Source organism: Allobosea rubneri, assembly GCF_032464875.1.
GTDB classification, from domain to species: Bacteria; Pseudomonadota; Alphaproteobacteria; order Rhizobiales; family Beijerinckiaceae; genus Allobosea; species Allobosea rubneri.
Genome location: NZ_JAWDID010000038.1, coordinates 20,509 through 41,434, shown reverse-complemented (window position 1 = coordinate 41,434; position 20,926 = coordinate 20,509). Strand labels below are relative to the sequence as shown.

At 66.3% G+C, this 20,926-nt stretch carries 17 protein-coding genes; 7 read left to right on the top strand and 10 right to left on the bottom strand.

Annotated elements, in window-relative coordinates:
• Positions 1–9: 9 nt before the first annotated feature.
• The 4 genes from dacB to RKE40_RS20840 form a co-directional block, all read right to left on the bottom strand.
• A complete protein-coding gene (dacB, locus tag RKE40_RS20855) occupies positions 10–1,587 on the bottom strand; it encodes a D-alanyl-D-alanine carboxypeptidase/D-alanyl-D-alanine endopeptidase (RefSeq protein ID WP_316020137.1) in 1,578 nt (525 codons plus the stop codon).
• A gap of 14 nt (positions 1,588–1,601) precedes the next feature.
• On the bottom strand, positions 1,602–1,949 hold the full coding sequence (locus RKE40_RS20850) for a hypothetical protein (protein WP_316020136.1): 348 nt from the start codon (positions 1,947–1,949) through the stop codon (positions 1,602–1,604).
• Between the two features lie 36 nt (positions 1,950–1,985).
• Positions 1,986–3,530, bottom strand: coding sequence for a serine hydrolase domain-containing protein (locus RKE40_RS20845; RefSeq protein WP_316020135.1), 1,545 nt, complete (start codon positions 3,528–3,530; stop codon positions 1,986–1,988).
• A gap of 89 nt (positions 3,531–3,619) precedes the next feature.
• The gene (locus tag RKE40_RS20840) at positions 3,620–4,933 is read right to left on the bottom strand and encodes a hypothetical protein (protein WP_316020134.1); all 1,314 of its coding nucleotides are present in this window, start codon (positions 4,931–4,933) and stop codon (positions 3,620–3,622) included.
• 194 nt (positions 4,934–5,127) lie between these two features.
• On the opposite strand from RKE40_RS20840, the gene RKE40_RS20835 reads away from it, so the two are divergent.
• On the top strand, positions 5,128–6,246 hold the full coding sequence (locus RKE40_RS20835; RefSeq protein ID WP_316020133.1) for an AraC family transcriptional regulator: 1,119 nt from the start codon (positions 5,128–5,130) through the stop codon (positions 6,244–6,246).
• Between the two features lie 1,567 nt (positions 6,247–7,813).
• Here the strand turns inward: RKE40_RS20835 and RKE40_RS20830 are convergent.
• Positions 7,814–11,542: a vitamin B12-dependent ribonucleotide reductase gene (locus RKE40_RS20830; protein ID WP_316020132.1), complete on the bottom strand. Its 3,729-nt coding sequence runs from the start codon at positions 11,540–11,542 to the stop codon at positions 7,814–7,816.
• A gap of 714 nt (positions 11,543–12,256) precedes the next feature.
• Between RKE40_RS20830 and RKE40_RS20825 the strand changes: the two genes are divergently transcribed.
• The 3 genes from RKE40_RS20825 (at position 12,257) to RKE40_RS20815 (ending at position 14,541) form a co-directional block, all read left to right on the top strand.
• Positions 12,257–12,952: an NIPSNAP family protein gene (locus RKE40_RS20825; RefSeq protein ID WP_316020131.1), complete on the top strand. Its 696-nt coding sequence runs from the start codon at positions 12,257–12,259 to the stop codon at positions 12,950–12,952.
• 79 nt (positions 12,953–13,031) lie between these two features.
• Positions 13,032–14,096, top strand: a complete 1,065-nt coding sequence (locus tag RKE40_RS20820) for a serine hydrolase domain-containing protein (RefSeq protein WP_316020130.1) — start codon at positions 13,032–13,034, stop codon at positions 14,094–14,096.
• 34 nt (positions 14,097–14,130) lie between these two features.
• On the top strand, positions 14,131–14,541 hold the full coding sequence (locus RKE40_RS20815; protein ID WP_066469679.1) for an NADH:ubiquinone oxidoreductase subunit NDUFA12: 411 nt from the start codon (positions 14,131–14,133) through the stop codon (positions 14,539–14,541).
• Between the two features lie 128 nt (positions 14,542–14,669).
• Here the strand turns inward: RKE40_RS20815 and RKE40_RS20810 are convergent, their stop codons facing one another.
• On the bottom strand, positions 14,670–15,563 hold the full coding sequence (locus tag RKE40_RS20810; RefSeq protein ID WP_316020129.1) for an alpha/beta fold hydrolase: 894 nt from the start codon (positions 15,561–15,563) through the stop codon (positions 14,670–14,672).
• Between the two features lie 165 nt (positions 15,564–15,728).
• Here RKE40_RS20810 and RKE40_RS20805 point away from each other — a divergent pair, with 165 nt between their 5' ends.
• The gene (locus tag RKE40_RS20805; protein ID WP_316020128.1) at positions 15,729–16,319 is read left to right on the top strand and encodes a CGNR zinc finger domain-containing protein; all 591 of its coding nucleotides are present in this window, start codon (positions 15,729–15,731) and stop codon (positions 16,317–16,319) included.
• Positions 16,320–16,359: 40 nt separating this feature from the next.
• Here RKE40_RS20805 and RKE40_RS20800 read toward each other — a convergent pair whose 3' ends face one another.
• Positions 16,360–17,706: an Nramp family divalent metal transporter gene (locus RKE40_RS20800; protein WP_316020127.1), complete on the bottom strand. Its 1,347-nt coding sequence runs from the start codon at positions 17,704–17,706 to the stop codon at positions 16,360–16,362.
• A 182-nt stretch (positions 17,707–17,888) separates the two neighbouring features.
• Between RKE40_RS20800 and RKE40_RS20795 the strand changes: the two genes are divergently transcribed.
• Both RKE40_RS20795 and RKE40_RS20790 read left to right on the top strand, forming a co-directional pair.
• Complete coding sequence (locus tag RKE40_RS20795; RefSeq protein ID WP_316020126.1) at positions 17,889–18,503, top strand: DUF2155 domain-containing protein; 615 nt, start codon at positions 17,889–17,891, stop codon at positions 18,501–18,503.
• Between the two features lie 3 nt (positions 18,504–18,506).
• Positions 18,507–18,893 carry a VOC family protein gene (locus tag RKE40_RS20790; RefSeq protein WP_316020125.1) on the top strand — a complete coding sequence of 129 codons (387 nt, stop codon included), beginning with the start codon at positions 18,507–18,509 and terminating at the stop codon, positions 18,891–18,893.
• Here the strand turns inward: RKE40_RS20790 and RKE40_RS20785 are convergent.
• The 3 genes from RKE40_RS20785 to aat form a co-directional block, all read right to left on the bottom strand.
• On the bottom strand, positions 18,884–19,567 hold the full coding sequence (locus RKE40_RS20785) for a class I SAM-dependent methyltransferase (RefSeq protein WP_316020124.1): 684 nt from the start codon (positions 19,565–19,567) through the stop codon (positions 18,884–18,886). The genes RKE40_RS20790 and RKE40_RS20785 overlap by 10 nt on opposite strands.
• An 81-nt stretch (positions 19,568–19,648) precedes the next feature.
• The gene (locus tag RKE40_RS20780) at positions 19,649–20,110 is read right to left on the bottom strand and encodes an Rrf2 family transcriptional regulator (RefSeq protein ID WP_316020123.1); all 462 of its coding nucleotides are present in this window, start codon (positions 20,108–20,110) and stop codon (positions 19,649–19,651) included.
• Positions 20,111–20,193: 83 nt separating this feature from the next.
• Positions 20,194–20,886 (bottom strand): leucyl/phenylalanyl-tRNA--protein transferase, encoded by a 693-nt coding sequence (gene aat / locus RKE40_RS20775; RefSeq protein ID WP_316020122.1) that lies wholly within the window; start codon positions 20,884–20,886, stop codon positions 20,194–20,196.
• Between the last annotated feature and the right edge of the window lie 40 nt (positions 20,887–20,926).

Genomic DNA, 20,926 nt, shown 5'->3' with positions numbered 1-20,926 from the left:
CCGGTCGCTTCAATAGCCCTGTTGGATCGCGACGACGACGGCCGCCACATCGGCCCGGGCGGTGGAGTAGTCCTGCAGCGACAGGAAGGGGATGTTGTTGACCATCAGGCTATAGACAAGCAGGCGTCCGCTCTTGGCAGCGATGTATCCCGTCTGGGTGGTGGCAAGCGCGACAAGTTGCCCGGCAGCACTTCCGGCGACCATGTCGCCGTCCTTGATCCGAACCTGCGCGGCCGCCGGCGATCCCGCGCCATTCAGCGCCTGCGAGCCGTCGACACCGAGAACGGCCATGCCATCATGAAAGGCGCTCCCCCAGGGGGTGGTCGTTATCTCCCTGAGGAAGGTTGCGAGATCCGACGGCGTCGTCCGGCTGTTATGGCTGCTTCCGGCACCGTCGAAGACATAGGTTCCGGTTGACGAAACGCCATGCCGGGCGAGCAGCTTCAGCATCTCGGCCAGCCCCTCGCCGCAATCGCGACTTCCGGCCTTCACCGCCGCAAGACAGACCATGAGGTCGGCGCCGCGGTTGTAGCTCACCTTCAGGATCACCTTGACGAACTCGGACAGGGGCGGCGAGACGTGTTCCGCCACCCGGTTGCCGGCGCTATAGGCGCCGGCAACGGGCAGCGACCCGGCGGGGCCGGGTCGACGCGTGGCGACCCTGACCCCGGCCCGCACCAGCGCCTCGATGAAGACGGTGCGCGCGAAGCCAGTGGCATCGGCGATCTGGGACATCGTCAGGATCGGCGGCCCGTCCGAAGCGATCTTTCCGCTGACCCGAACCACCCCGCCACCCTGTGTCGTCACCTCGAGCGGCCCGGCCGTGCCGGCAACCGTGGTGACCTCGTTCTCGACGGTGACGGCAGCACTCTTCGGACGCCAATCGACCTTGGGTTTCTCGCCGGGTTTCGTCGGTGTCACCATGATATCGATGACGTTCTCGTTGACCCAGATCGGAGCGATCGGCCCGGACGGGAACCCCCGATAGGTCTCGAAGAGACGATCGTCGATCATCACATCGCCGGTGATTTCGCGGATCCCCGCGGCCTTGACCTGCGCGGCCAGGGCATCGAGCGCCGCGAGCGGATCGCTGTTCCTGACATAGGCGCCGCCCGGGAAGCCGGTATAGGTGGTGTTGTGGTCGACCTCCGGCAGGCTGTTGAAGCCCAGCTTGCCGTTGGGCTGCTCACGGAGCCCGAAGCTGAAATCGCCGGACGCGACGAGGACGAGATCTCCGTCGAGCACGTCGCCCTTGACGGTGCCGAGCCTATAGACCGAGGTCCGGAAACGGTAGTCGGCGCCATAGAGGTCAAGGGCGGTCGCGACGCTGTAGGTCTTCATGACCGAGGCTGGCAGCAATGACTTGTTCCCGGCCTGATCGATCAACACCTTGCCGGTCGCAAGATCGACGAGGTGGATGCCCCAGCTCATATGGGCAAAGACCGGCTTGGCTTCGAAATCCCTTATGGCCTGGACAACGGAAGGCGGAACTTCTGCGGATACCGAAGCGGCGGGATCAGCGATGGCTGCGCCCTCCGCCGACAGCACCGCCACGAGAGCGATCGCGACGCGACTGATCACGGTCATTGCCCGTGCCTGCCTCACCAGCCGCGCTGCTGCTTGAACATGCGCTTCTGCGCCTCCTTCTGGTGATGCCAGTAGTCCTTCTGCGCGTCCTGCTGCATTTGATAGTAATCGCGGATCCGCTCCTTCCGGGACGTCGTGTCCCGGTAACGCTGCCAGTCGTAGTGATCGTCGTGGACGTAATTGTCGCCGTCGCCCAGGAAGTCGATGATGCCCTGAAGCGCATTGCGGGCCGGGACGATATGCCCCTGCTGATTCATCGACGACGACGGAGCGGAAACAGGGGCTCCGTGAACCGTGGCAGCAGTTGTGCTCAGGGCGAGGGCCAATGAAGCCCGGGCCAGATTGCTGGAGAAAATGCTCATGGGTTTGTCCTCGAATTGGCGCGAAATGGCCCAGGCCTAATGGGCGGGCTGGCGCGTGAAGGCATGCGGCAGCTCCGGAGCCAGCCAGCGCAACTGGGTGATGTCGCCGAGGCTGTCGCGCTCGAACCGGATCTGGCTGAAGGGAACATCGCCGGCCATGGCAACGAGCGGCTCATAGCCGGCCGTCGCGATGAGCCGTGCAGAAAACAGGTTCGGATCATCCCTGTTCGGTTCGAGCACAGCGACAGCGTCGGTCTGTTCCAGGGTCATCCGCAGTTTCCCCTCGACGATAGCGACCGTTGCCGTGCCGAGAACTGGCGAGAGGTAGCTGCCGGCAAGTGCGCTGGCAGAGGCAGATAGCGGCCCTGCGATGAAGGCTGCCGCCTGCTTGCGCTGCAGCTCTCGGTTCGCCCGCACGGCAGCGGCGGCGAGGGCGATATTGTCGACCTCCGGATTTCCGAGAGCCCGGTCATAGAACCATTGGGCGAGCGCATCGGCCATCGCCGCGTTGCCGACATTGGTCAGGATCACGATGCCGGTGCGGCCATCCGGCAGGAAGCCGGCATGGGCACCGAAGCCCGCTGTTCCGCCATTGTGCCAGATCACACGGCCGTTCGGAGTGGCGTTGACGACCCAGCCGACAGCATAGCTCACACGCTCGCTCATCGCGACGCGGGGCGTCCAGGTCACGTCGAGATTCTCCTCAGAGACGAGGACCTTCCCGCCGAAATGTCCACGCCCGAGCTGCAGGCGCAGCCATTGCGCCATATCCTTGACGTTGGAATTGAAGGCGCCAGCCGGGCCGTGTGTATAGGGCATGGCTGCGTGGAACGGGATTGCGACCGGGCGCTCGCCGAACCTGTGGCCGGTGGCATGATCGGCGCTTTGCGTGATGGCTTCCAGGGTAGCGGTCGTCGATGACATGCCGAGTGGATCGAGCAGCGTCTTCTTGACCGAGTCGTACCAGCTCGCCGAGCGGTCAACCTTCGCCAGCACCTCGCCGCCGACCATGTGCGGAATGTTGAGATAGCCGAACTGCGAGCGGAAAATGCCGGTCTGCGGCGCGACGCGCATCGACCGGATCAGCGTCGGCTTGTCGAAGCCCAGGAAGGTAAGGTCGTCATGGACGTAAGGGGTCAGTCCGGCGCGCTGCGCGGCGAGGTCGAGGATGCGGAAATCGCGCGTGACCCAGGGATCGGCCAGCTGAAAAGCGGGCATGTAATCCACCACGGGGTCGGTCCATTTCAGCCTGCCCGCATCGACGGCCTGGGCGAGCGCTGTCGCCAGGAACGCCTTGGTCGTCGAGCCAACCTGGAAAATGGTGTCAGGCGTGACGCGGTCGGCCTTGTCGATGGTTCTGACGCCGAAGCCCTTGCTGTAGACCAGCTTGTCGTCGAAGACGATGCCGATGGCGACGCCGGGAACCGAGAACTCCTTCATCCCGGCGGTGACCTGCTGCTCGAGGCCGGGCAGGAGGGCCTGAAGCTTTTCGCCTGTGATTTCTGCTTTGGACGGTAGAACGGAGGCGAGCGTAACAAGCGCCGCGACAAGGTTGCTGCGGTGCTTGATAGCGATTTTCATTCGGGCCGGGCCTTTCGAAGGGTTGTCCTGCATGATCAATTGCCCTGGATACTGAAGCTGGAAGGCCGGGAGGCCGTGGTTGTTTGGCGCTAGTGCCAGGCGGTTGCCTTGTGCGATAGCGCCGGTGGAGCGAGGCGATCGGTCATCATCTCGAGCGGCGCGATATCTCTAAGTCGAACCTCGCAGAGGCTGGAGGACGACGGCGCGGTCAGGAAATCGACGATGCCGGCGCCCAGCGCAGGCCTTGCGGCATCGTCGCGATAGCCGAGCGCGGCCAACTCGCTCTCGACCAGGGCTCCGTTCGCATCGAGATAGCCCGCGCGCGCGAGCAGGCCCTCGGCGCGGGCGCCATGGCACCGCAGAAGCAGGATGCGGCTGGCGGCGACCCGGGTGTCAGCGTCATGAACGGCTGCGCCGCTGAGAATGCCGCCGATGAGATTGGGCGGTGGCTTGGGTACATTCAGCCCCAGAACGGACAGCCGGCCCGTGTGGGAGCAGGTCAGGGCGCTCTGCGCGCTGCGGCCATCGCTCTGCAATAGCCCGCTCATGAGAACCTGACGGTCGGGCAGGCTTTCGCCGTAACTGATCTGCAGGCGCTGTATCGCGTCGGTGTGGATGCTCACCGCCCCGATGATCAGTCGCCCCGCATCGGCTCGAGACCAGGCTGGCGAGATCGCGAGGTAAGCACCCTCCAGCCAAAGCCCGCTAGGCTGCCGCTCGCTCCCTCTCGTCAGCGACGAGATGGCAACGACCTGGGCCGGACTCCGCGGCCGACCAGCCTCGGCTCTCAGCGCAGAAAGCGCGGCTTCCGGCACCACGAAATGGGCACATACGGCGTCCTGAAACTCTTCGAAGGAGGACGAGGCGAGGAAGGGCGCGGTCAGCGCGCCACCGAGCACCCGTGCCCAATCTTCATAGACGCTCGATGCGCGCGGCATGGCCTTGCCGCTCAGCCATTTATAAGCGTTCTGGGGCACGAACTGCGTCGTCTGATTGCTGGTGGCGAAGCGCGCGCAGAGCTCCTTATGGGTCGAACAGCACAGCACCAAAGAAGTCAGCCTCAGCTTCAGCGCGAGGTGGCGCGAAGCTTCGGCAATCGGCTGCCGGCGATCCATGTCAGCCAGTCGAGCTACGCCGCCATCCAGCCTGAATTGCTTCACCGCATTCCCCAAACGGTTGAACTGAACATTGGGCGACTGGTCGAACTGGCTTCCAAACCAAAAGATGAACGCGCCCGCGCGCTGCCGTTCATCGGATGCTGCCGCGGGATGACCCGCACTGGCCTCGGCAAACCTCGCCACCATGACCGGCCCGATGCCTTCGTGGGCCGCGCCACGGTGCCGTGCACCGGCCAACGCCCGATCGACGCATGCAAAGTCGAGCCTGACGTTCAGTCGCAGCAATGCGCAGGCAGGCGCGGCGCCGGCAGTCGCAAGACAAGGTTCTCTTCCCCCACAAAGCTGCCCGGATCGCCATCAGGCTCTCCATCGCTGCCCTGCGCGGGTATGTGCCATATCGGACGACGCGGGGGATGAGGTGTTCGGTGAGGACCCGATTTTCATTGCCGAATGTGTCGACCCGTTGCCGAAATTGTCTAATGTGGCTTGAAACCGGGCAATCAAGGCCGGAGCTGGGGGTGCCGATGGCTGTGCCTGTGATTGATCCGGCCCTGCTCGCGACGTTCGATGTCGTCCGGGCAAGACATTCAGAGGATCTGAGCGGCGCATTCCGCGTCACCGAACGGGTCCCGCAATCACGCCGCACCTATACCTATCAATTGCAGGATCGCGCGCTGTGGCGCCTGCGCTTCGAACAGCCGATCTTTACACTCGCGACGCGCGCCGTCGGCTCGATCATCGCAAGCTACGCTGACAGCAGCTTCGCCACCAATGGCTTCGTCGATGGCGACGACGGAGGTCTGTTTTGCTTCACAACGATGCTCACGGGCCATACGACGCTGGAGCAGAAGGGAAAGTCCGCGACAGCCACAAGTCGATCCGGCCTTGTCTGGAGACCCGCTCCAGGCGGCCGTCTCTCGATGAGCAACGACAACGCGCGAACCAACATCTTCTTCAAGGTGGCGGATATTGAGAGCGCGCTGGAGCACATGCTGGATGAACAACTGCACGAGGCTCTCGATTTCGAGCCGGGTCTCGATTGGACCACCGGGCTCGGGTTCAGCCTGAAACACCAGCTCGATTTCGTCATGCAGGAGTTTCAGCGGGGAGACGGCGTGACCAGCAGCCCGGTCGCACTGGCATCTCTGACCGACCTGCTTGTCTCGCTGGTCCTGCGCGGCGCCGCTCACAACTATACGGACAGGCTAGCAGACACGGCCGGCTGCGCAGTTCCCGTTTATGTTCGACGTGCTGAGGATTTCATGCGCGCTCAGGGCGCACAGCCGATCCGGATGGCGGATGTCGCTGCAGCCGCCGGCTGCAGTTTGCGGACCTTGACAGCGGTGTTCAAGCATTTCCGCAGCCATACACCCTTGGCCGTGCTGCACGCCATCCGGCTTGATCTGGCGCATGCCGACCTCGTTCTGGGGACCTGCGACGCCGCGGTCGCCACCGTCGCCCGGCGCTACGGTTTCACCAACACGGCACGGTTCGCTACCGCCTTTCGCCGGCGGTTCGGCAAGACACCCACCGAAACCGCCCGGAGTGCATCCATTCGCATGAAACCCCGGCCGGGCGGTCCAGCGAAAGATTGGTAGCCCGCGACCGCCCGATCGGGCGTGACCGCCGTGAAATTCTCGTTGCGAATATCCGCGTGGGGTCAGCTCCGATAACCGGACGCTGAACTCCAGATGCCTCACTCGCGCGCAAGGCCCTGTCAGTCCCTCTGCCTGACCATGGACAAGCGGCCTACCAAACGGGGTACCGACGATAGGTGCCGTTCCCGGCGCGTGATGCGGGCGCGGGGATTCCGCAGCAGTCTGCGAGTTGTGTCCAAGTGGGCAACGCGCCAGCGGCATGCCGAAAGGGCCGACGCCAGTACTCTTGCGCGTACCCGCTGCTGACGAACGCGCGGCACCGCCGGTCGCTGCCTGTGCCCGACCCCGGCAAGCACGGGCAACCAGTGTGGATACCGCCGAACTTCTCGTCGCCCACCCACATTTACGCGCGGATCTTCGCCTCAGCGGCAGACTGCGCGCTCTTCGGCGCACGGGGCCTGCTCCGAACCCGCCATGCGATTTCGGTGCATACGGGCGACGACCGCGGGCGAAAAGATCTGATGGGCAGCTGCAGCGGCTGGTTTGCACACGTGATCAAACTGGCGGGAAGCAGACATTCCGAAAGCCCGCTAAGGGCCGAGAGCAGACTCTGGATCACTGCCCAGAAGCGGACCTTGCCGAGGCGCTCGTCACGCCATCTGGCGTGCGATTTCTGACAAGGTCACCTTGAGCAACGGGTTGCAGCCCTGTTCGGCTCCGCGATCAATCCGTCGCCGCTTGAAGCGTTCGCCGGCTTCCCCAAGGCGCGTCGGACGTCGAATCCGCTGCGCGGACCATTCGAACCGACCCCTGGTTCGACCGCCGACATAGCACCGGCCGCGCCTGCGGCCCGGGCGTTTATGACCGTGTCGGACGCGGCGGCGCACGAGTTCGTGGTCGCCGTCGGGATCCATCGCTTTTACAAGACGGACATAGCACGATGAGTTCCGTGCTCCTTCCATTACTGGAAGGCCGCCCGCGACACCGCGCTTGCCGAGAAGGCCCCTCACCAAGGTTTTACGACGGGATCTTTCACCGAGGACGGTCAGGACAGGCACTGCGCGCACGCGGGCATGCTGGCGCTGCGCGCTGACCGCTGCCGCATCAAGGAGGTCGAGACCCACGTCTGCTGCCGCGCTTGCGTGTTCGAGGGCGAATGTTGGCCAGAAGGCGGCGACAGTTCGCGGATGCCCTGTCCTGCTGTGTCGTGAGGTCCCTAAGAGTAGGCGCTTTGACGCGCAAATCCGTCTGACATCAGGATACGCCCAGTTCCCGGCGACAAGTCCAGCACATATCTAAAAATTCAAAGCCCGGCCGAAGCCGGGCTTTTTTGTGTGCGCCGAAGCCATTACGACTGCGGCAGGCTATTGCGTCAATTGCGTCGAGCTGATGCGTCAAAAAGGCAAAACTTGGTTCCACTCACACCTGCCGCGAGGTGCGGCAGGCTGATGTGTCAATTGTGGTGCGCTGATGCGTCAATAAGGCAAACTATGGTTCCACTCACAAGAACAAAACTTTGGCTGCAAGGTGCAGAACTTTGGGTCCGCCTTTAGCGCGGTCGGAATAGTCAGCTACACCCCGTAGTGCTTCCGCAGGTGTTGCACTTCAGGCAGGTGCCGTTGCGGACCAGCGTGAAGTTGCCGCATTCGCCGCAGCTGTCGCCGACATAGCCCTTCATGATCGCCTCGGCCCGGCGCTCGGAAGCGCTCGGCTGGGCGGCCGGAGCGGCGAAGCCGAGCTTGCTCATCTGCTCTTCGCCATAGGCTTCCGGCTCCTCCTTCAGCGCGGTGGCGCCGGCGGTGGCAAGCGCGGTCACGCTGCCGCCCGAGCGGGCGACCGCATCGTTCGCCGCCGTGCCGCCCTGGATGGCGAGCAGGTTGATCGGCTTGCCGCGGCGGAAGCCCGAGGAGGCCAGCGGGGTCGAGGTGATCGGCGCGACGGCGTCCGGCGCCGCCCTGCCCTGCTCGACACCGCCGCCCATCACGTCATGGCCGATCTCCGAGGGATCGACATGGGCGAGGTCGTGCCGGCCGAGATAGGAGATGGCGAGCTCGCGGAAGACGTAGTCGAGGATCGAGGTCGCGTTCTTGATCGACTGGTTGCCCTGGACGAAGCCCGAGGGCTCGAACCGGGTGAAGGTGAAGGCCTCGACATACTCCTCGAGCGGCACGCCGTATTGCAGGCCGAGCGAGACCGCGATGGCGAAGTTGTTCATCATCGCCCGGAAGGCAGCGCCCTCCTTGTGCATGTCGATGAAGATCTCGCCGAGGCGGCCATCGGCATACTCGCCGGTGTGGACATAGACCTTGTGGCCGCCGACCACCGCCTTCTGGATGTAGCCGGTGCGACGCGCCGGCATCTTCTCGCGGTCGCGCACCCGCTCGACCCGCTCGACGATGCGCTCGACGATCTTCTCGGCGACCTGCGTGGCGCGCGCCGCCATGGGCTGCTGGTGCAGCGCCTCGACCGCATCGTCCGCATCGTCGTCGTTATCGGCGATCAGGGCCGAGTTCAGCGGCTGCGACAGCTTGGAGCCGTCGCGGTAGAGCGCGTTGGCCTTCAGCGCCAGCTTCCAGGAGAGCAGATAGGCGCTCTTGCAGTCCTCGACGGTCGCGTCGTTCGGCATGTTGATGGTCTTGGAGATCGCGCCCGAGATGAAGGGCTGCGCCGCCGCCATCATGCGGATATGGCTGTCGACCGAAAGGTAGCGCTTGCCGATGCGCCCGCAGGGGTTGGCGCAGTCGAAGACGTTGTAGTGCTCCTTCTTCAGGTGCGGCGCGCCTTCCAGCGTCATCGCCCCGCAGACATGGACGTTGGCGGCCTCGATCTCGGCCTTTGAGAAGCCGAGGAAAGGCAGGAGCTCGAACGACATGTCGGCGAGCTTCTCGGCCGGGACCTTCAGCGTGCCGGTGAGGAAGTCCTCGCCCAGCGTCCACTTGTTGAAGACGAACTTGATGTCGAAGGCGGCCTTCAGGTCCTTCTCGATCGCGTCGATCTTGTCCTGCGGGAAGCCCTTGGCCTTGAGCGAGCCATGGTTGACGCCCGGCGCCTGCGCCAGCGTGCCGTGGCCGACCGCATAGGCCTCGATCTCGGCGATCTCGCTCTCGCGATAGCCGAGCGCCCGCAGCGCATCCGGCACGGCGCGGTTGATGATCTTGAAGTAGCCGCCGCCGGCGAGCTTCTTGAACTTCACCAGCGCGAAATCGGGCTCGATGCCGGTGGTGTCGCAGTCCATGACGAGGCCGATCGTGCCGGTCGGCGCGATCACCGTCGCCTGGGCGTTGCGGTAGCCGTACATCTTGCCGAGCGACAGTGCCTCGTCCCAGACGATGCGGGCGCGCTCGGAGAGCTTGATGCTGGAGCCGCCGAGGCGCGCCAGCGTGCCATGGTCGAGCGGCACCGGCGTGACCTGCAGGCCTTCATAGCCGTCAGCCTGGCCATGGGCGGCGGTGCGGTGGTTGCGGATGACGCGCAGCATGTGGCTGGCGTTCTTCTTGTAGCCAGGGAACGGGCCGAGCTCGCCGGCCATCTCCGCCGAGGTGGCATAGGAGACGCCGGTCATGATCGCGGTCAGCGCGCCGGCGAGCGCCCTGCCCTCGTCGCTGTCATAGCCGAGGCCCATGGTCATCAAGAGGCCGCCGATATTGGCGTAGCCGAGGCCGAGCGTGCGGTATTCGTAGGAGAGCTCGGCGATCTCGCGGCTCGGGAACTGCGCCATCGCGACCGAGATCTCGAGCACGACGGTCCAGAGCCGGCAGAGATGCTCATAGCCCTCGACGTCGAAAGCCTTGGTCTCGCGGTCGTAGAACTGCAGCAGGTTGGCCGAGGCCAGATTGCAGGCGGTGTCGTCGAGGAACATGTACTCCGAGCACGGGTTCGAGGCGCGGATGCGTCCCGAGGCCGGGCAGGTGTGCCAGTCGTTCATCGTGGTGTTGAAGTGCAGGCCGGGATCGGCCGAGGCCCAGGCGGCGTAGCCGATCTTCTCCCAGAGGTCGCGGGCCTTCAGCGTCTTCGTCACCTTGCCGGTGGTGCGGGCGACGAGGTTCCAGTCGTCATCCGACTCGACGGCGCGCAGGAAGTCGTCGGTCAGCGAGACCGAGTTGTTCGAATTCTGGCCGGAGACGGTGAGATAGGCTTCCGAATCCCAGTCGGTGTCGTAGGTGTCGAACTGGATGTCGGTATAGCCCTGGCGGGCGAACTGGATGACGCGCTTGATGTAGTTGTCCGGCACCATCGCCTTGCGGGCGAGCTTGATCTCGCGCTTCAGCGCCGGGTTCTTCTCGGGATCGAAGCAGGCCTCGTCCGCGGCCTCGCAATTGACGCAGGCCTTCATCACGGCCTTCATCGCCTTCTGGACGATCTTGGAGCCGGCGACGAGCGCCGCGACCTTCTGCTCCTCCTTCACCTTCCAGTCGATATAGGTCTCGATGTCCGGGTGATCGACGTCGACCACCACCATCTTGGCGGCCCGGCGTGTCGTGCCGCCCGACTTGATCGCGCCGGCGGCCCGGTCGCCGATCTTCAGGAAGGACATCAGGCCGGAGGAACGCCCGCCGCCGGCGAGCTTCTCGCCCTCGCCGCGCAGCATCGAGAAGTTCGAGCCCGTGCCCGAGCCGTATTTGAACAGGCGCGCCTCGCGCACCCACAGGTCCATGATGCCGCCCTCGTTGACGAGGTCGTCCTGCACACCCTGGATGAAGCAGGCATGCGGCTGCGGGTGCTCATAGCTCGACTTCGACTTCACCAGCTTGCCGGTCTTGAAGTCGACGTAGAAGTGGCCCTGGCTCGGCCCGTCGATGCCATAGGCCCAGTGCAGGCCGGTGTTGAACCATTGCGGCGAGTTCGGCGCGACCATCTGGGTCGCCAGCATGAAGCGCAGCTCGTCATGGAAGGCGGCGGCGTCCTCCTCGGAGGAGAAATAGCCGCCCTTCCAGCCCCAATAGGTCCAGCAGCCGGCAAGCCGGTCGAAGACCTGCTTCGAGGAGGTCTCGGAGCCGTAGCGCGTGTCCTCCGGCAGGGCGGCGAGCGCCGCCTCGTCCGGCGCGGAGCGCCAGAGGAAGGAGGGAACGTCGTTCTCCTCGACCTTCTTCAGGACGGCGGGCACGCCCGCCTTCCGGAAATACTTCTGCGCGAGCACGTCGCTCGCGACCTGCGACCAGGCCTCGGGCACCTCGATGCCCTCGAGCCTGAACACGATCGAGCCGTCGGGATTGCGGATTTCGCTGACAGCCGAGCGGAACGGAATCGCCTGGTATGGCGACTGGCCGGCGGCGGTATGGCGGCGCTCGATGCGCATGTCTTCATCCCCAATGCATGCCGCGGGCCCGGAAGCCTCGCGCGGCCGGTTGCTCACCGGCTCCTGATGTCAGCCCAACTCGGTTTGATGCCCTGGATTCCGCGGCGGTGTGGTCCCGCCGTCGAAACGCCTGTAGCGGCCAGCCAGGCCGCACGTCGCCGTTCGCCGTCGCCGATATCGGCGCGCCGCGGTGATCGCTTCGACCCGTCTGGGAACTCTTTCGCCGGGATCGAAGGCGTCTCCGCCAGCCGTCTCGCGACCGTCAAAATTTAGTCCCGATCGGGCCGCGCCGTCAAGGATTAGTGCGCCACAAAGAGTGTGGACACGACATCTGGTAGGAAGATGTGGATCATGGGGATAAGTTTCAAGGAGCCGGCTAAACCCAAGGAATCGCATGGGGAATCGGCGCTGCGTTGCCAGATTGCAACGATCCGCCGGCGCGCGAAATCCCTAAAATCCACAGGACCGTGGTTAACCGGCCCTCAACCGCCGCCCGCCTGACCCACTACTGGAAGCGTTCTCTGCGGCAGCCGCCACAAGTGCTTGAATCCGCGCGATGCTTGGCCGGCTGGCGTGAACCTGCAACCGGCCGCGGACGCTTCCCGAACCGTGACCGAATCGTGGCGAAGGCTCCAACGACGCTGCTGACGGAGTTGGGCTGCCCCTCCGCCTAGCGGAAGCACCAGCCAGGGGAACGCCAGCCAAAGGAACGCCATGACCGACACCGTCTTCGAACTGCGCCGCTACAGCCTGAAGCCCGGTGCACGGGAAACCCTGATCCGCGTCTTCGACACTTATCTCGTCGAGACGCAGGAAGCGGCCGGGATGAGCGTCGTGGCGCAGTTCCGCGATCCCGCGGCGCCGGACCAGTTCGTCTGGTTCCGCGGCTTTGCCGATCAGGACGCCCGCAGCCGCGCCCTCCCCGCCTTCTATGGCGGGCCGGTCTGGGCGGAGCACGGCCCCGCCGCGAACGAGACCATGCTGGCTTGGCATGACGTGCTGATGCTGAAGCCCGCCGCGCCCGGCCTTGGCTTCGACACGAGCAGGCTCGGGCGATTGCCCGCGGGAACCGTCGATCGCCAAGACGGGCGGACACATCTGGTCGCCATCCACCATCTCGCGCCGACGCGTAGCGACACCGAAGCGGCCGAGGCCGCAAATCTGGTTGCGCAAGCGGTTCGGGCGGAAGGTGGTGAGATCCTCGCCAGCCTGATCAGCGACCACAGCAGGAACGGATTCGCGCGCCTGCCGGTGCGCGAAGGGGAATGCGTCGCGGTCACGCTCGTGCGGCCAGCGGTTTCGCAGGCGATACCCGCCCTCGAGGGGGCCTTGCGCGAGATTTCGGTGGGCGGCGGCCGCTCCCCGGATATCGCCCGCCTCATCCCGACCGCACGCTCGCTGCTGCGCTGAGTCCGGAAGGCGGTTTCGGCGCCGCATAGTCGCCGGGATTGCCCGGCCTGATGCGCGCAGGACACCAGGGGCCGTACCGATGCAACGCCTGCTCGCAATCATCGTGCTCTGTCTCTGGGCGTTGCCGGCACGGGCCGAGCCCGACAGGGAGTGGCGGACCGCCGATCCCGCCGCAGCCGGCTGGGCAGCAGCAGCGCTGCAGCCGTTGCGGGACTATGCCGACCTGCGCAAGCCGACCGCCCTGCTGCTGGTCCAGAACGGCGCCGTCATCGCCTCCTTCGGCGATCCAGCTCGCAAGGTCGGCGTCGCCTCGGTCCGCAAGAGCCTGCTGAGCGCGCTTTATGGCATCGCGGTCGCAGAAGGACGGATCGACCTCGACTCGACGCTCGGTGAACTCGGCATCGACGAGAAGTCGCCCGGGCTCTCGGAGCAGGAGAAGGGCGCGACCGTCCGCAACCTGCTGACCGCCCGCTCCGGCATCTATCTCCCGGCGGCGCACGAGACCTCCGAGATCAGGGAGAAGCGGCCGGCCCGCGGCAGCCACGCACCTGGGGCCTTCTGGTTCTACAACAACTGGGACTTCAACGCGCTCGGCACGATCTATCGCCAGCGCACCGGCGAGGACATCTTCGAGAGCTTCGCCCGCCGTATCGCCGCGCCGATCGGCATGCAGGACTTCTCGGCCGCGGACGGGCGCTATGCGCAATCGCCTGCCTCCCGGCACCCGGCCTATCCGTTCCGCATGAGCGCGCGCGATCTCGCCCGCTTCGGCGTGCTCTTCGCCAATGGCGGCAGCTGGGACGGGCGCCAGCTCGTGCCGGCAGCCTGGGTGCGCGAATCGACCACCTCCCATTCAGCGACCGACCGGCCGGCACAGGGCTATGGCTATATGTGGTGGACCCTGCCGGAAGACGGCTTCGGCAAAGGCGCGGCGCTCGCCTCCGGCTATGGCGGGCAGTTGCTCGCCATCGTCCCGGGCAAGCGCCTGGTGGTGGTCCAGACCGCCGAATCCGGGAACAGCCGAAGAGGAACCCGCACCCGCGACTTCATCGGCCTGCTGCGGCGGATCGTGGCGGCAGCGCCGTTGCGATGCATGCCTGCTGCGCCCGGCCGCACTGGACATCGCGTGCGCTGGACGACATAAGTCGCCCGAGCCCGAGCGCCTCCGGACACGAGCGATGAACCAGACCCTGCTTCAGATCTTCACCTGGTGGAACGGCCAGACCATGGGCACCCGTTTCCACACCTGGCGCTTCGGCGAGAAGGTCGGCGAGGACCAGTTCGGCAACGTCTATTACCGCACCAAGGGCGGCGCCAAGGACAAGGCCCTCGGCCTCCAGCGTCGCTGGGTCGTCTATAACGGCCCGATCGAGGCGTCGACGATCCCGTCGGGCTGGAATGGCTGGCTGCACCACACCGTCGATGTCGCGCCTTCCGAGGAGAAGTATGCGGCGCGCGACTGGGAACAGCCGCATCAGCCCAACCATACAGGAACCGCCCTCGCCTATCGCCCGTCCGGCTCGACCCTGGCCGAGAACGAGCGCCCGCCGGCGACTGGCGACTACGAAGCCTGGACGCCCGGGCGCTGAAGCGCCAGTTCGAGCGTTTCGAGATCCCGCATCCTGAGGAGCCGTTCCGCTAGGACTGGCGTCTCCCGCTCGATCGGCTTCCCAACGCCCGGCCAGCCGCGGCGCTGACCGGGCCTCACCACCCCCGCCTATCTCGCCGGCAACCGCGCCATGAACGCGCGGATATGCTCGGCGATCTCGCCGGCATGCGTCTCCAGCGCGAAGTGGCCGGCATCGAACAGGTGCACCTCGGCGCTCGGCACCTGCTGCTTCAGATAGTCTACTCCCTGGAGCGTGAAGAACGGGTCGTTCTTGCCCCAGACGATCAGCATCGGCGGCTGCCGCTCCGCGAGATAGCGCTGCCAGACCGGATAGGCCGCGAAATTGCTCTGGTAGTCGTGCAGCAGCCGCAGCTGGATCTCGCGGTTGCCGGGCCGGTCCAGCCCTGCCTGGTCCATCGTCCAGGCATCGGGCGAGAGCCGTTCGGCCCGCGAAGCGCCATGGGTGTACTGGAAGCGTGTCGTCTCCGGCTTCAGCAGATCGGCGAAGGGCTTCTCGGTCTCGGCGTTGCGCTCGCGCCAGAACGGCCCCATCGACGCGGTGACCTCCGGGTTCCAGCCCTCGGCATTGGCGACGGCGTTCTGCATGATCAGGCCGCGTACGCGCTCGGGCCGGCGCAGCGCCAGCCGGAATCCGACCGGGCCGCCATAATCCTGCAGATAGAGCACATAGCTCTCCAGTCCGAGCCGATCGACGAGCTCCTCGACCACATCGGCGAGGCGGTCGAAGCTGTAGTCGAAGGCGGCCGGCGACGGCGCGCCGCTATGGCCGAAGCCGGGATAGTCCGGCGCGATCACCCGGTATTGCCCGGAAAGGCGCGGGATCAGGTCGCGGAACATGTGCGAGGAGGATGGGAAGCCGTGCAGCAAGAGGAGCGCCGGCGCGTCCTGCGGCCCTGCCTCGCGATAGAAGACCTCGGTGCCGGCGATCGTGGCGGTACGGAAATGCGTCGGAACAGGCTCGACAGCGGTCACGGACGTCATGGCGGGAACTCCTGCGACAAGGGGGTGGCAGCAAGGCGGGGGAGGGAGCGGGTCACTCACGGAGTGAGTAACCTCTGTTTCTATGATTCAACGGTGTCTCTTGATTTGAAACCTGTCAATAGATAAATTAGCGGTTACAATCGACACAGGTTTGCGGGATCCGAGATGGCGCTCACGACAGACGCTTCCAGCGAGTTCCGCGACGGTTTCCCCTTCGTCGGCGGTGCGATCTGGCTCGATCTGCTGAACACCACGCCGGCCGGCGAAGCCGAGCCCAAGGAACTACTCGACGGATCGGAGCGCGCGCGCGCCTGGCTCACCGCAGCCGGGCTGGGCGATGCTGCCGGTGATGGAAACGAAGCCTTGACCGATCTGCGCGCCCTGCGCGCGGAGCTGCGGCCGGTCTTCGACGATCTCCAGCGGGGCGAAGCCCTGTCCGACACCGTCCTGGCGTCCGTGAACCAAAGGCTGGCCGGCATCAGCGGCCATTACGCTCTGCGCCCTGGGGAGAACGGACCGACGCTTGGACTATCGCTGGATCACGCCGCCGCCGGCCCGGCCGCGCTGATCGTGCTCGATCTCGCCCGCTTCGTCTGCGAGGCCGAGCCGGCGCGGCTGAAGCGCTGCGCCGCCGACGACTGCACGCTCGTCTTCTACGATCGCGGCCGCAACAACACCCGGCGCTGGTGCACGATGAGCCTGTGCGGCAACCGCGACAAGGTCGCCCGCTTCCGCGCCCGGCGTGCCGCCCGCTAGGACCGCTCTCCGTCGGCGCCTCGCTGGAATCGCGCGTCGCTCAACCCGCCCAGCCGGCGAAGTCGACCAGCAGCTTGAGGTTCAGCGCCGCGATCACGAGCGCGATCAGCACGGCGAAGGCGACAAGCCAGCGCGGCGCGACGAGTTCGCCCATCTTCGTCCTGTCCGCGGTGAACATCACCAGCGGGAAGACCGCGAAGGAGAGCTGCAGCGAGAGCACCACCTGCGTCAGGATCAGCAGCTGCGCCGTGCCGCTGTCGCCATACCAGATCGTCACCGCCGCCGCCGGGATGATGGCGATGCCGCGGGTGATCAGACGGCGCAGCCAGGGCGGCAGCCTGATCTTGAGGAAGCCCTCCATCACGATCTGCCCTGCGAGCGTCGCCGTCACCGTCGAGTTGATGCCGCAGCAGAGCAGCGCGATGCCGAACAGGGTCGGGGCGATCGCCAGCCCGAGCAGCGGGCCGAGCAGCTTGTGGGCGTCGCCGAGCTCGGCGACGCCGGTCTGGCCGGTCTTGTGGAAGGTCGCGGCCGCCAGGATCAGGATCGAGGCGTTGATGGTCAGCGCGAACATCAGCGCCACCGTCGAATCGATGGTCGCGTATTTCAGCGCCTGGCGCCTTTCCGGCAGGCTCTTGCCATAGGCGCGGGTCTGCACGATGCCGGAATGCAGGTAGAGATTATGCGGCATCACCGTCGCGCCGAGGATGCCGAGCGCGAGGTAGAGCATCTCCGGATTGCGGACGATCTCGGTCGTCGGCGCGAAACCGCGAACCACCTGCCCCCAATCGGGATCGGCGAGCGCGATCTGGATCGCGAAGCACAGCGCGATCACGCCGAGCAGCGTGATCACCAGAGCCTCGACCCAGCGGAATCCGAGCTTCTGCAGATAGAGGATCAGGAAGACGTCGAGCGCCGTGATGATGACGCCGAGCTCGAGCGGAATGCCGAAGATCAGGTTCAGCCCGATCGCCGTGCCGATCACCTCGGCAATGTCGGTGGCGATGATCGCGATCTCGGCCAGGAGCCACAGGACGAAGGAAACCGGCTTCGGATAGGCGTCGCGGCAGGCCTGGGCGAGGTCGCGGCCGGAGGCGATGGCGAGGCGCGCGCACAGCGATTGCAGCACGATCGCCATGATGTTGGAGACCAGCGCGACGACGAGGAGCGTGTAGCCGAACTTCGAGCCGCCCGCGAGCGAGGTCGCCCAGTTGCCGGGATCCATGTAGCCGACGGCCACAAGATAGCCCGGCCCGACGAAGGCGGCGGCGCGCCGCCAGCCGGGGCCGGTCTGGCGCACCGCGATCGAGCGGTGGACGTCTGAGAGGGAGGCTTCGCCCCGCTCGCTGCGCCAGCCGGGCTGCGGCCTGTCGACCCGTGCGTCCATTGCCGTCCAATCTGCAACTGCGATCTATTCGCAAGATAAACAGTTGCGAATGGATCGCAAGAGCGCTGTTGCGGCTCCCCGCCCCTCGGCCTCTCCGTCGTCCGCCCTTTTTCCGCTGCGATTGCCGTGCTACGTCCGCGCCGACGCGGCCGCGCCGCGCTGGAAGAGAATCACAAGCCAGCATGCCCTCGCTCCGCAGAGTCCTCGCCTTTGCCGCCCTCTCCGGCGCCGCGCTCGCGCTGGCCGCGCCGGCCAAGGCCGACCGCATCCGCAATCCGGTCGCGGTCTTCGCCGGCCTCGACAAGATCACCGGCCGCATCATCTCTTTCGAGGTCGCGATCGACGAGACCGTGCAGTTCGGCGCGCTGCAGCTGACGCCGCGTGTCTGCTGGACGCGCCCGCCGACCGAAGCGCCACAGACCACGAGCTTCACCGAGGTCGACGAGGTCACCTTCAACAACGAGTACCGGCGCATCTTCACCGGCTGGATGTATGCGGCGAGCCCCGGCCTGCACGGCGTCGAGCACGCGATTTACGACGTCTGGCTGACCGACTGCAAAGGCGGCACCGAGCTGGTGGTCGATCCGAAGGAGCCGGAGCCGACCCCGCCGCCGACAGCCGGCCAGCGCCCCGAGCGCCCGGTACGTCCGGCGCGCGAGACGCCCCCGCCGCCCGCCGGGCAGCGCATCGACGTCGCGCCGCCGCAGGGCGTGCCGGTGCAGCCGCGCGCCCCGACGCAGCGCTTCTTCCCGACCAATCCCGCCGGCGGCGGCCGCGACCCGACCGGCGGCAACTGAGCCATGGCGCGCGTCACCGGCATTGGCGGTCTTTTCTTCCGCGCCGGTGACCCGCAGATGCTCGCGGCTTGGTACGAACGCCATCTCGGCATCGACGATCTCGCCAAGGCGGTCTGGAGCCAGGATGCCGGGCCGACCATTTTCGGCCCCTTCGCCGCGACGACCGACTATTTCGGCCGGCCCGGGCAGCAATGGATGGTGAATTTCCGCGTCGACGATCTCGACGCGATGATGGTCTCGCTCAGGGCCGCCGGCATCGCCGTGGAAACCCGCCCGGAATGGGATTCAGAAGTCGGCCACTTCTGCCGCATCCATGATCCCGAGGGCAATCCGATCGAGCTCTGGCAGCCCGCGCCGCAGGCTTTCGCTGCCCCTGAAGATCAGGCGTAGCCGACCCAGCCGCGGAAGCTGAAGCCGGTGTAGAACAGGCTGACCTGCGAGAACCCGGCAGCGCGCAGGATCGCCTCGTCCTCCTCGGGGCTGAGCAAGTGGAGATGCGCAGCGACCGCCGCGCGGGCATTCTCCGCCTTGGCCGGCTCCGCGCCCGAGGCCGTGGCGAAAGCGGCGTAGCGCGAGAGCCAGAGCCCCCTCTCGCCCTCTCCCTGTGGGAAGCTGGCATGGGCGGCGACGAAGGGCGCGCCGGGCTTCAGGCGGCGATGGATCTCGCTCGCTGTGCGCCGCCTGTCTTCGGGCGCCAGGAAATGCAGGGTCAGCAGGCAGGTCGCGGCATCGAACGGCCCTTCCGGCGCATCCTCGATATAGCCCTCGTGAAGATCTACGCGCGTGCCGAGCGGTCCCAGCGTCTGGCCGGCCAGTTTCAGCATTTCGGCCGCCGGATCGACACCGTCGAAGATCCAGTCCGGCTGAGCCTGCGCCAAGGCCTTGAGCTCGAGCCCGCCCCCTGCCCCCAGGACCAGCACCCGAGCCGCCGCCGGAGCGCACTCGGCCAGCAGGATGCCGGTCATCTTATGCAGATCGTGGAAACCGGGCACGAAGCGCGGCGGGCCTTCCGCATAGCGGGCGACCGCCGCAGGGTCCGAGAATGGCGCCATCAATGCGTTCATGAGATCGGCCTCGTCTTCAGCGGCCGGAAGCAGCGAGTGGCGACGCCGCACCGCGGCGCGGCAAGGCGATGGCAGGCTGCTTCAGCCATGAGAAGCTTCCAGATCGTGGCGGCCGCCACGGGCGACGAGCCGCTCATGGAAGCCGGCGCTCAGCGCAGCCAGCGTCACCTCGCCGAGGCGGGCGAGCAGCAGAGCCTCGGCATCGGCGAAGGCCTGGTCGAGCGCCGCGTTCACCGCCTGCTCGATAAGGCAGCCGGGCGCCTCCGTCCGGTTGCCGATGGCCAGCAGCGAGGGGCTGCCGAGCGCATCGTAGATGTCGCGTAGCGTCACCTTCGAAAGGTCGCAGGCGATGGTCCAGCCGCCGCCATGCCCCTTTTCGGAGCGGACATAGCCCTGGTCGCGCAGGCCCGCCATCACCCGCCGGATCACCACGGGATTGGTCGCCATCGCCCTGGCGAGGACCTCGGAGGTCACCGGGCCATCCAGCTCCGCCATATGCAGCAGGACATGCAGCACCCCGGACAATCGGCTATCGCGCTTCATGAAGCTTCATATGTTGCGTGATATGGTCAAGGTCAAGCCCCTCGCCTTCCCGCGAGCCGCCCCCTCCCGTGACTGCCGAATCGTCACCGCGCGCCGGGCACGCTCTCCAGCTCCGCCAGCGCCTCGCTGCCGCTGACGCACTTCTCCCGCGGCCAGCTCCACCATTCCGCCTCGGAGGCGATCGCCGGCTCGAGCAGGGCGCGATAGATCTCCCGCGGCAGCTCGCGCGTACCGAACTGGGAGAGATGAGCGGTCTGGAACTGGGCATCGAGCAGCCGGTAGCCGCCCCGCCGCAGACGCGCCACGAGATGCACCAGCGCCACTTTCGACGCGTCGGTCTCGCGATGGAACATGCTCTCGCCGAAAAAAGCCCCGCCCAGCGAAAGCCCGTAGAGCCCGCCGACCAGCTGGCCCTCGCGCCAGCACTCGACGGTGTGGACGAAACCGAGCGCGAAGAGCTTGCCATACAGCGCCCGGATGCGCCGGTTGATCCAGGTCTCCTCGCGGTCCGGGCGGCTCTCGGCGCAGGCGGCGATGACCGGCTCGAAGGCGTGGTCGACCCGGATCTCGAAACGGTCCGAGCGGACGGTGCGCCGCAGCCGGCCCGGGACATGGAAGGCGTCGAGCGGGATCACCCCGCGGATCTCGGGCTCGACCCAGAACAGGCCGGGATCGTCGGCGCTCTCGGCCATCGGAAAAACCCCGCCCGCATAGGCGCGCAGCAGGATTTCCGGCGTGATCGTGGGCGCGCGCACGGGTGTGGAACGGGCCTTCATGCAGTGATGGGAGCGCGGGCGCGCGAGCCTGTCAAACCAG

Excerpts from the sequence above, each read along its gene's own strand:
- dacB (WP_316020137.1), bottom strand. The coding sequence starts at position 1,587 with ATGACCGTGATCAGTCGCGTCGCGATCGCTCTCGTGGCGGTGCTGTCG.
- RKE40_RS20850 (WP_316020136.1), bottom strand. The coding sequence starts at position 1,949 with ATGAGCATTTTCTCCAGCAATCTGGCCCGGGCTTCATTGGCCCTCGCC.
- RKE40_RS20845 (WP_316020135.1), bottom strand. The coding sequence starts at position 3,530 with ATGAAAATCGCTATCAAGCACCGCAGCAACCTTGTCGCGGCGCTTGTT.
- RKE40_RS20835 (WP_316020133.1), top strand. The coding sequence starts at position 5,128 with ATGTGGCTTGAAACCGGGCAATCAAGGCCGGAGCTGGGGGTGCCGATG.
- RKE40_RS20830 (WP_316020132.1), bottom strand. The coding sequence starts at position 11,542 with ATGCGCATCGAGCGCCGCCATACCGCCGCCGGCCAGTCGCCATACCAG.
- RKE40_RS20825 (WP_316020131.1), top strand. The coding sequence starts at position 12,257 with ATGACCGACACCGTCTTCGAACTGCGCCGCTACAGCCTGAAGCCCGGT.
- RKE40_RS20820 (WP_316020130.1), top strand. The coding sequence starts at position 13,032 with ATGCAACGCCTGCTCGCAATCATCGTGCTCTGTCTCTGGGCGTTGCCG.
- RKE40_RS20815 (WP_066469679.1), top strand. The coding sequence starts at position 14,131 with ATGAACCAGACCCTGCTTCAGATCTTCACCTGGTGGAACGGCCAGACC.
- RKE40_RS20810 (WP_316020129.1), bottom strand. The coding sequence starts at position 15,563 with ATGACGTCCGTGACCGCTGTCGAGCCTGTTCCGACGCATTTCCGTACC.
- RKE40_RS20805 (WP_316020128.1), top strand. The coding sequence starts at position 15,729 with ATGGCGCTCACGACAGACGCTTCCAGCGAGTTCCGCGACGGTTTCCCC.
- RKE40_RS20800 (WP_316020127.1), bottom strand. The coding sequence starts at position 17,706 with ATGGACGCACGGGTCGACAGGCCGCAGCCCGGCTGGCGCAGCGAGCGG.
- RKE40_RS20795 (WP_316020126.1), top strand. The coding sequence starts at position 17,889 with ATGCCCTCGCTCCGCAGAGTCCTCGCCTTTGCCGCCCTCTCCGGCGCC.
- RKE40_RS20790 (WP_316020125.1), top strand. The coding sequence starts at position 18,507 with ATGGCGCGCGTCACCGGCATTGGCGGTCTTTTCTTCCGCGCCGGTGAC.
- RKE40_RS20785 (WP_316020124.1), bottom strand. The coding sequence starts at position 19,567 with ATGAACGCATTGATGGCGCCATTCTCGGACCCTGCGGCGGTCGCCCGC.
- RKE40_RS20780 (WP_316020123.1), bottom strand. The coding sequence starts at position 20,110 with ATGAAGCGCGATAGCCGATTGTCCGGGGTGCTGCATGTCCTGCTGCAT.
- aat (WP_316020122.1), bottom strand. The coding sequence starts at position 20,886 with ATGAAGGCCCGTTCCACACCCGTGCGCGCGCCCACGATCACGCCGGAA.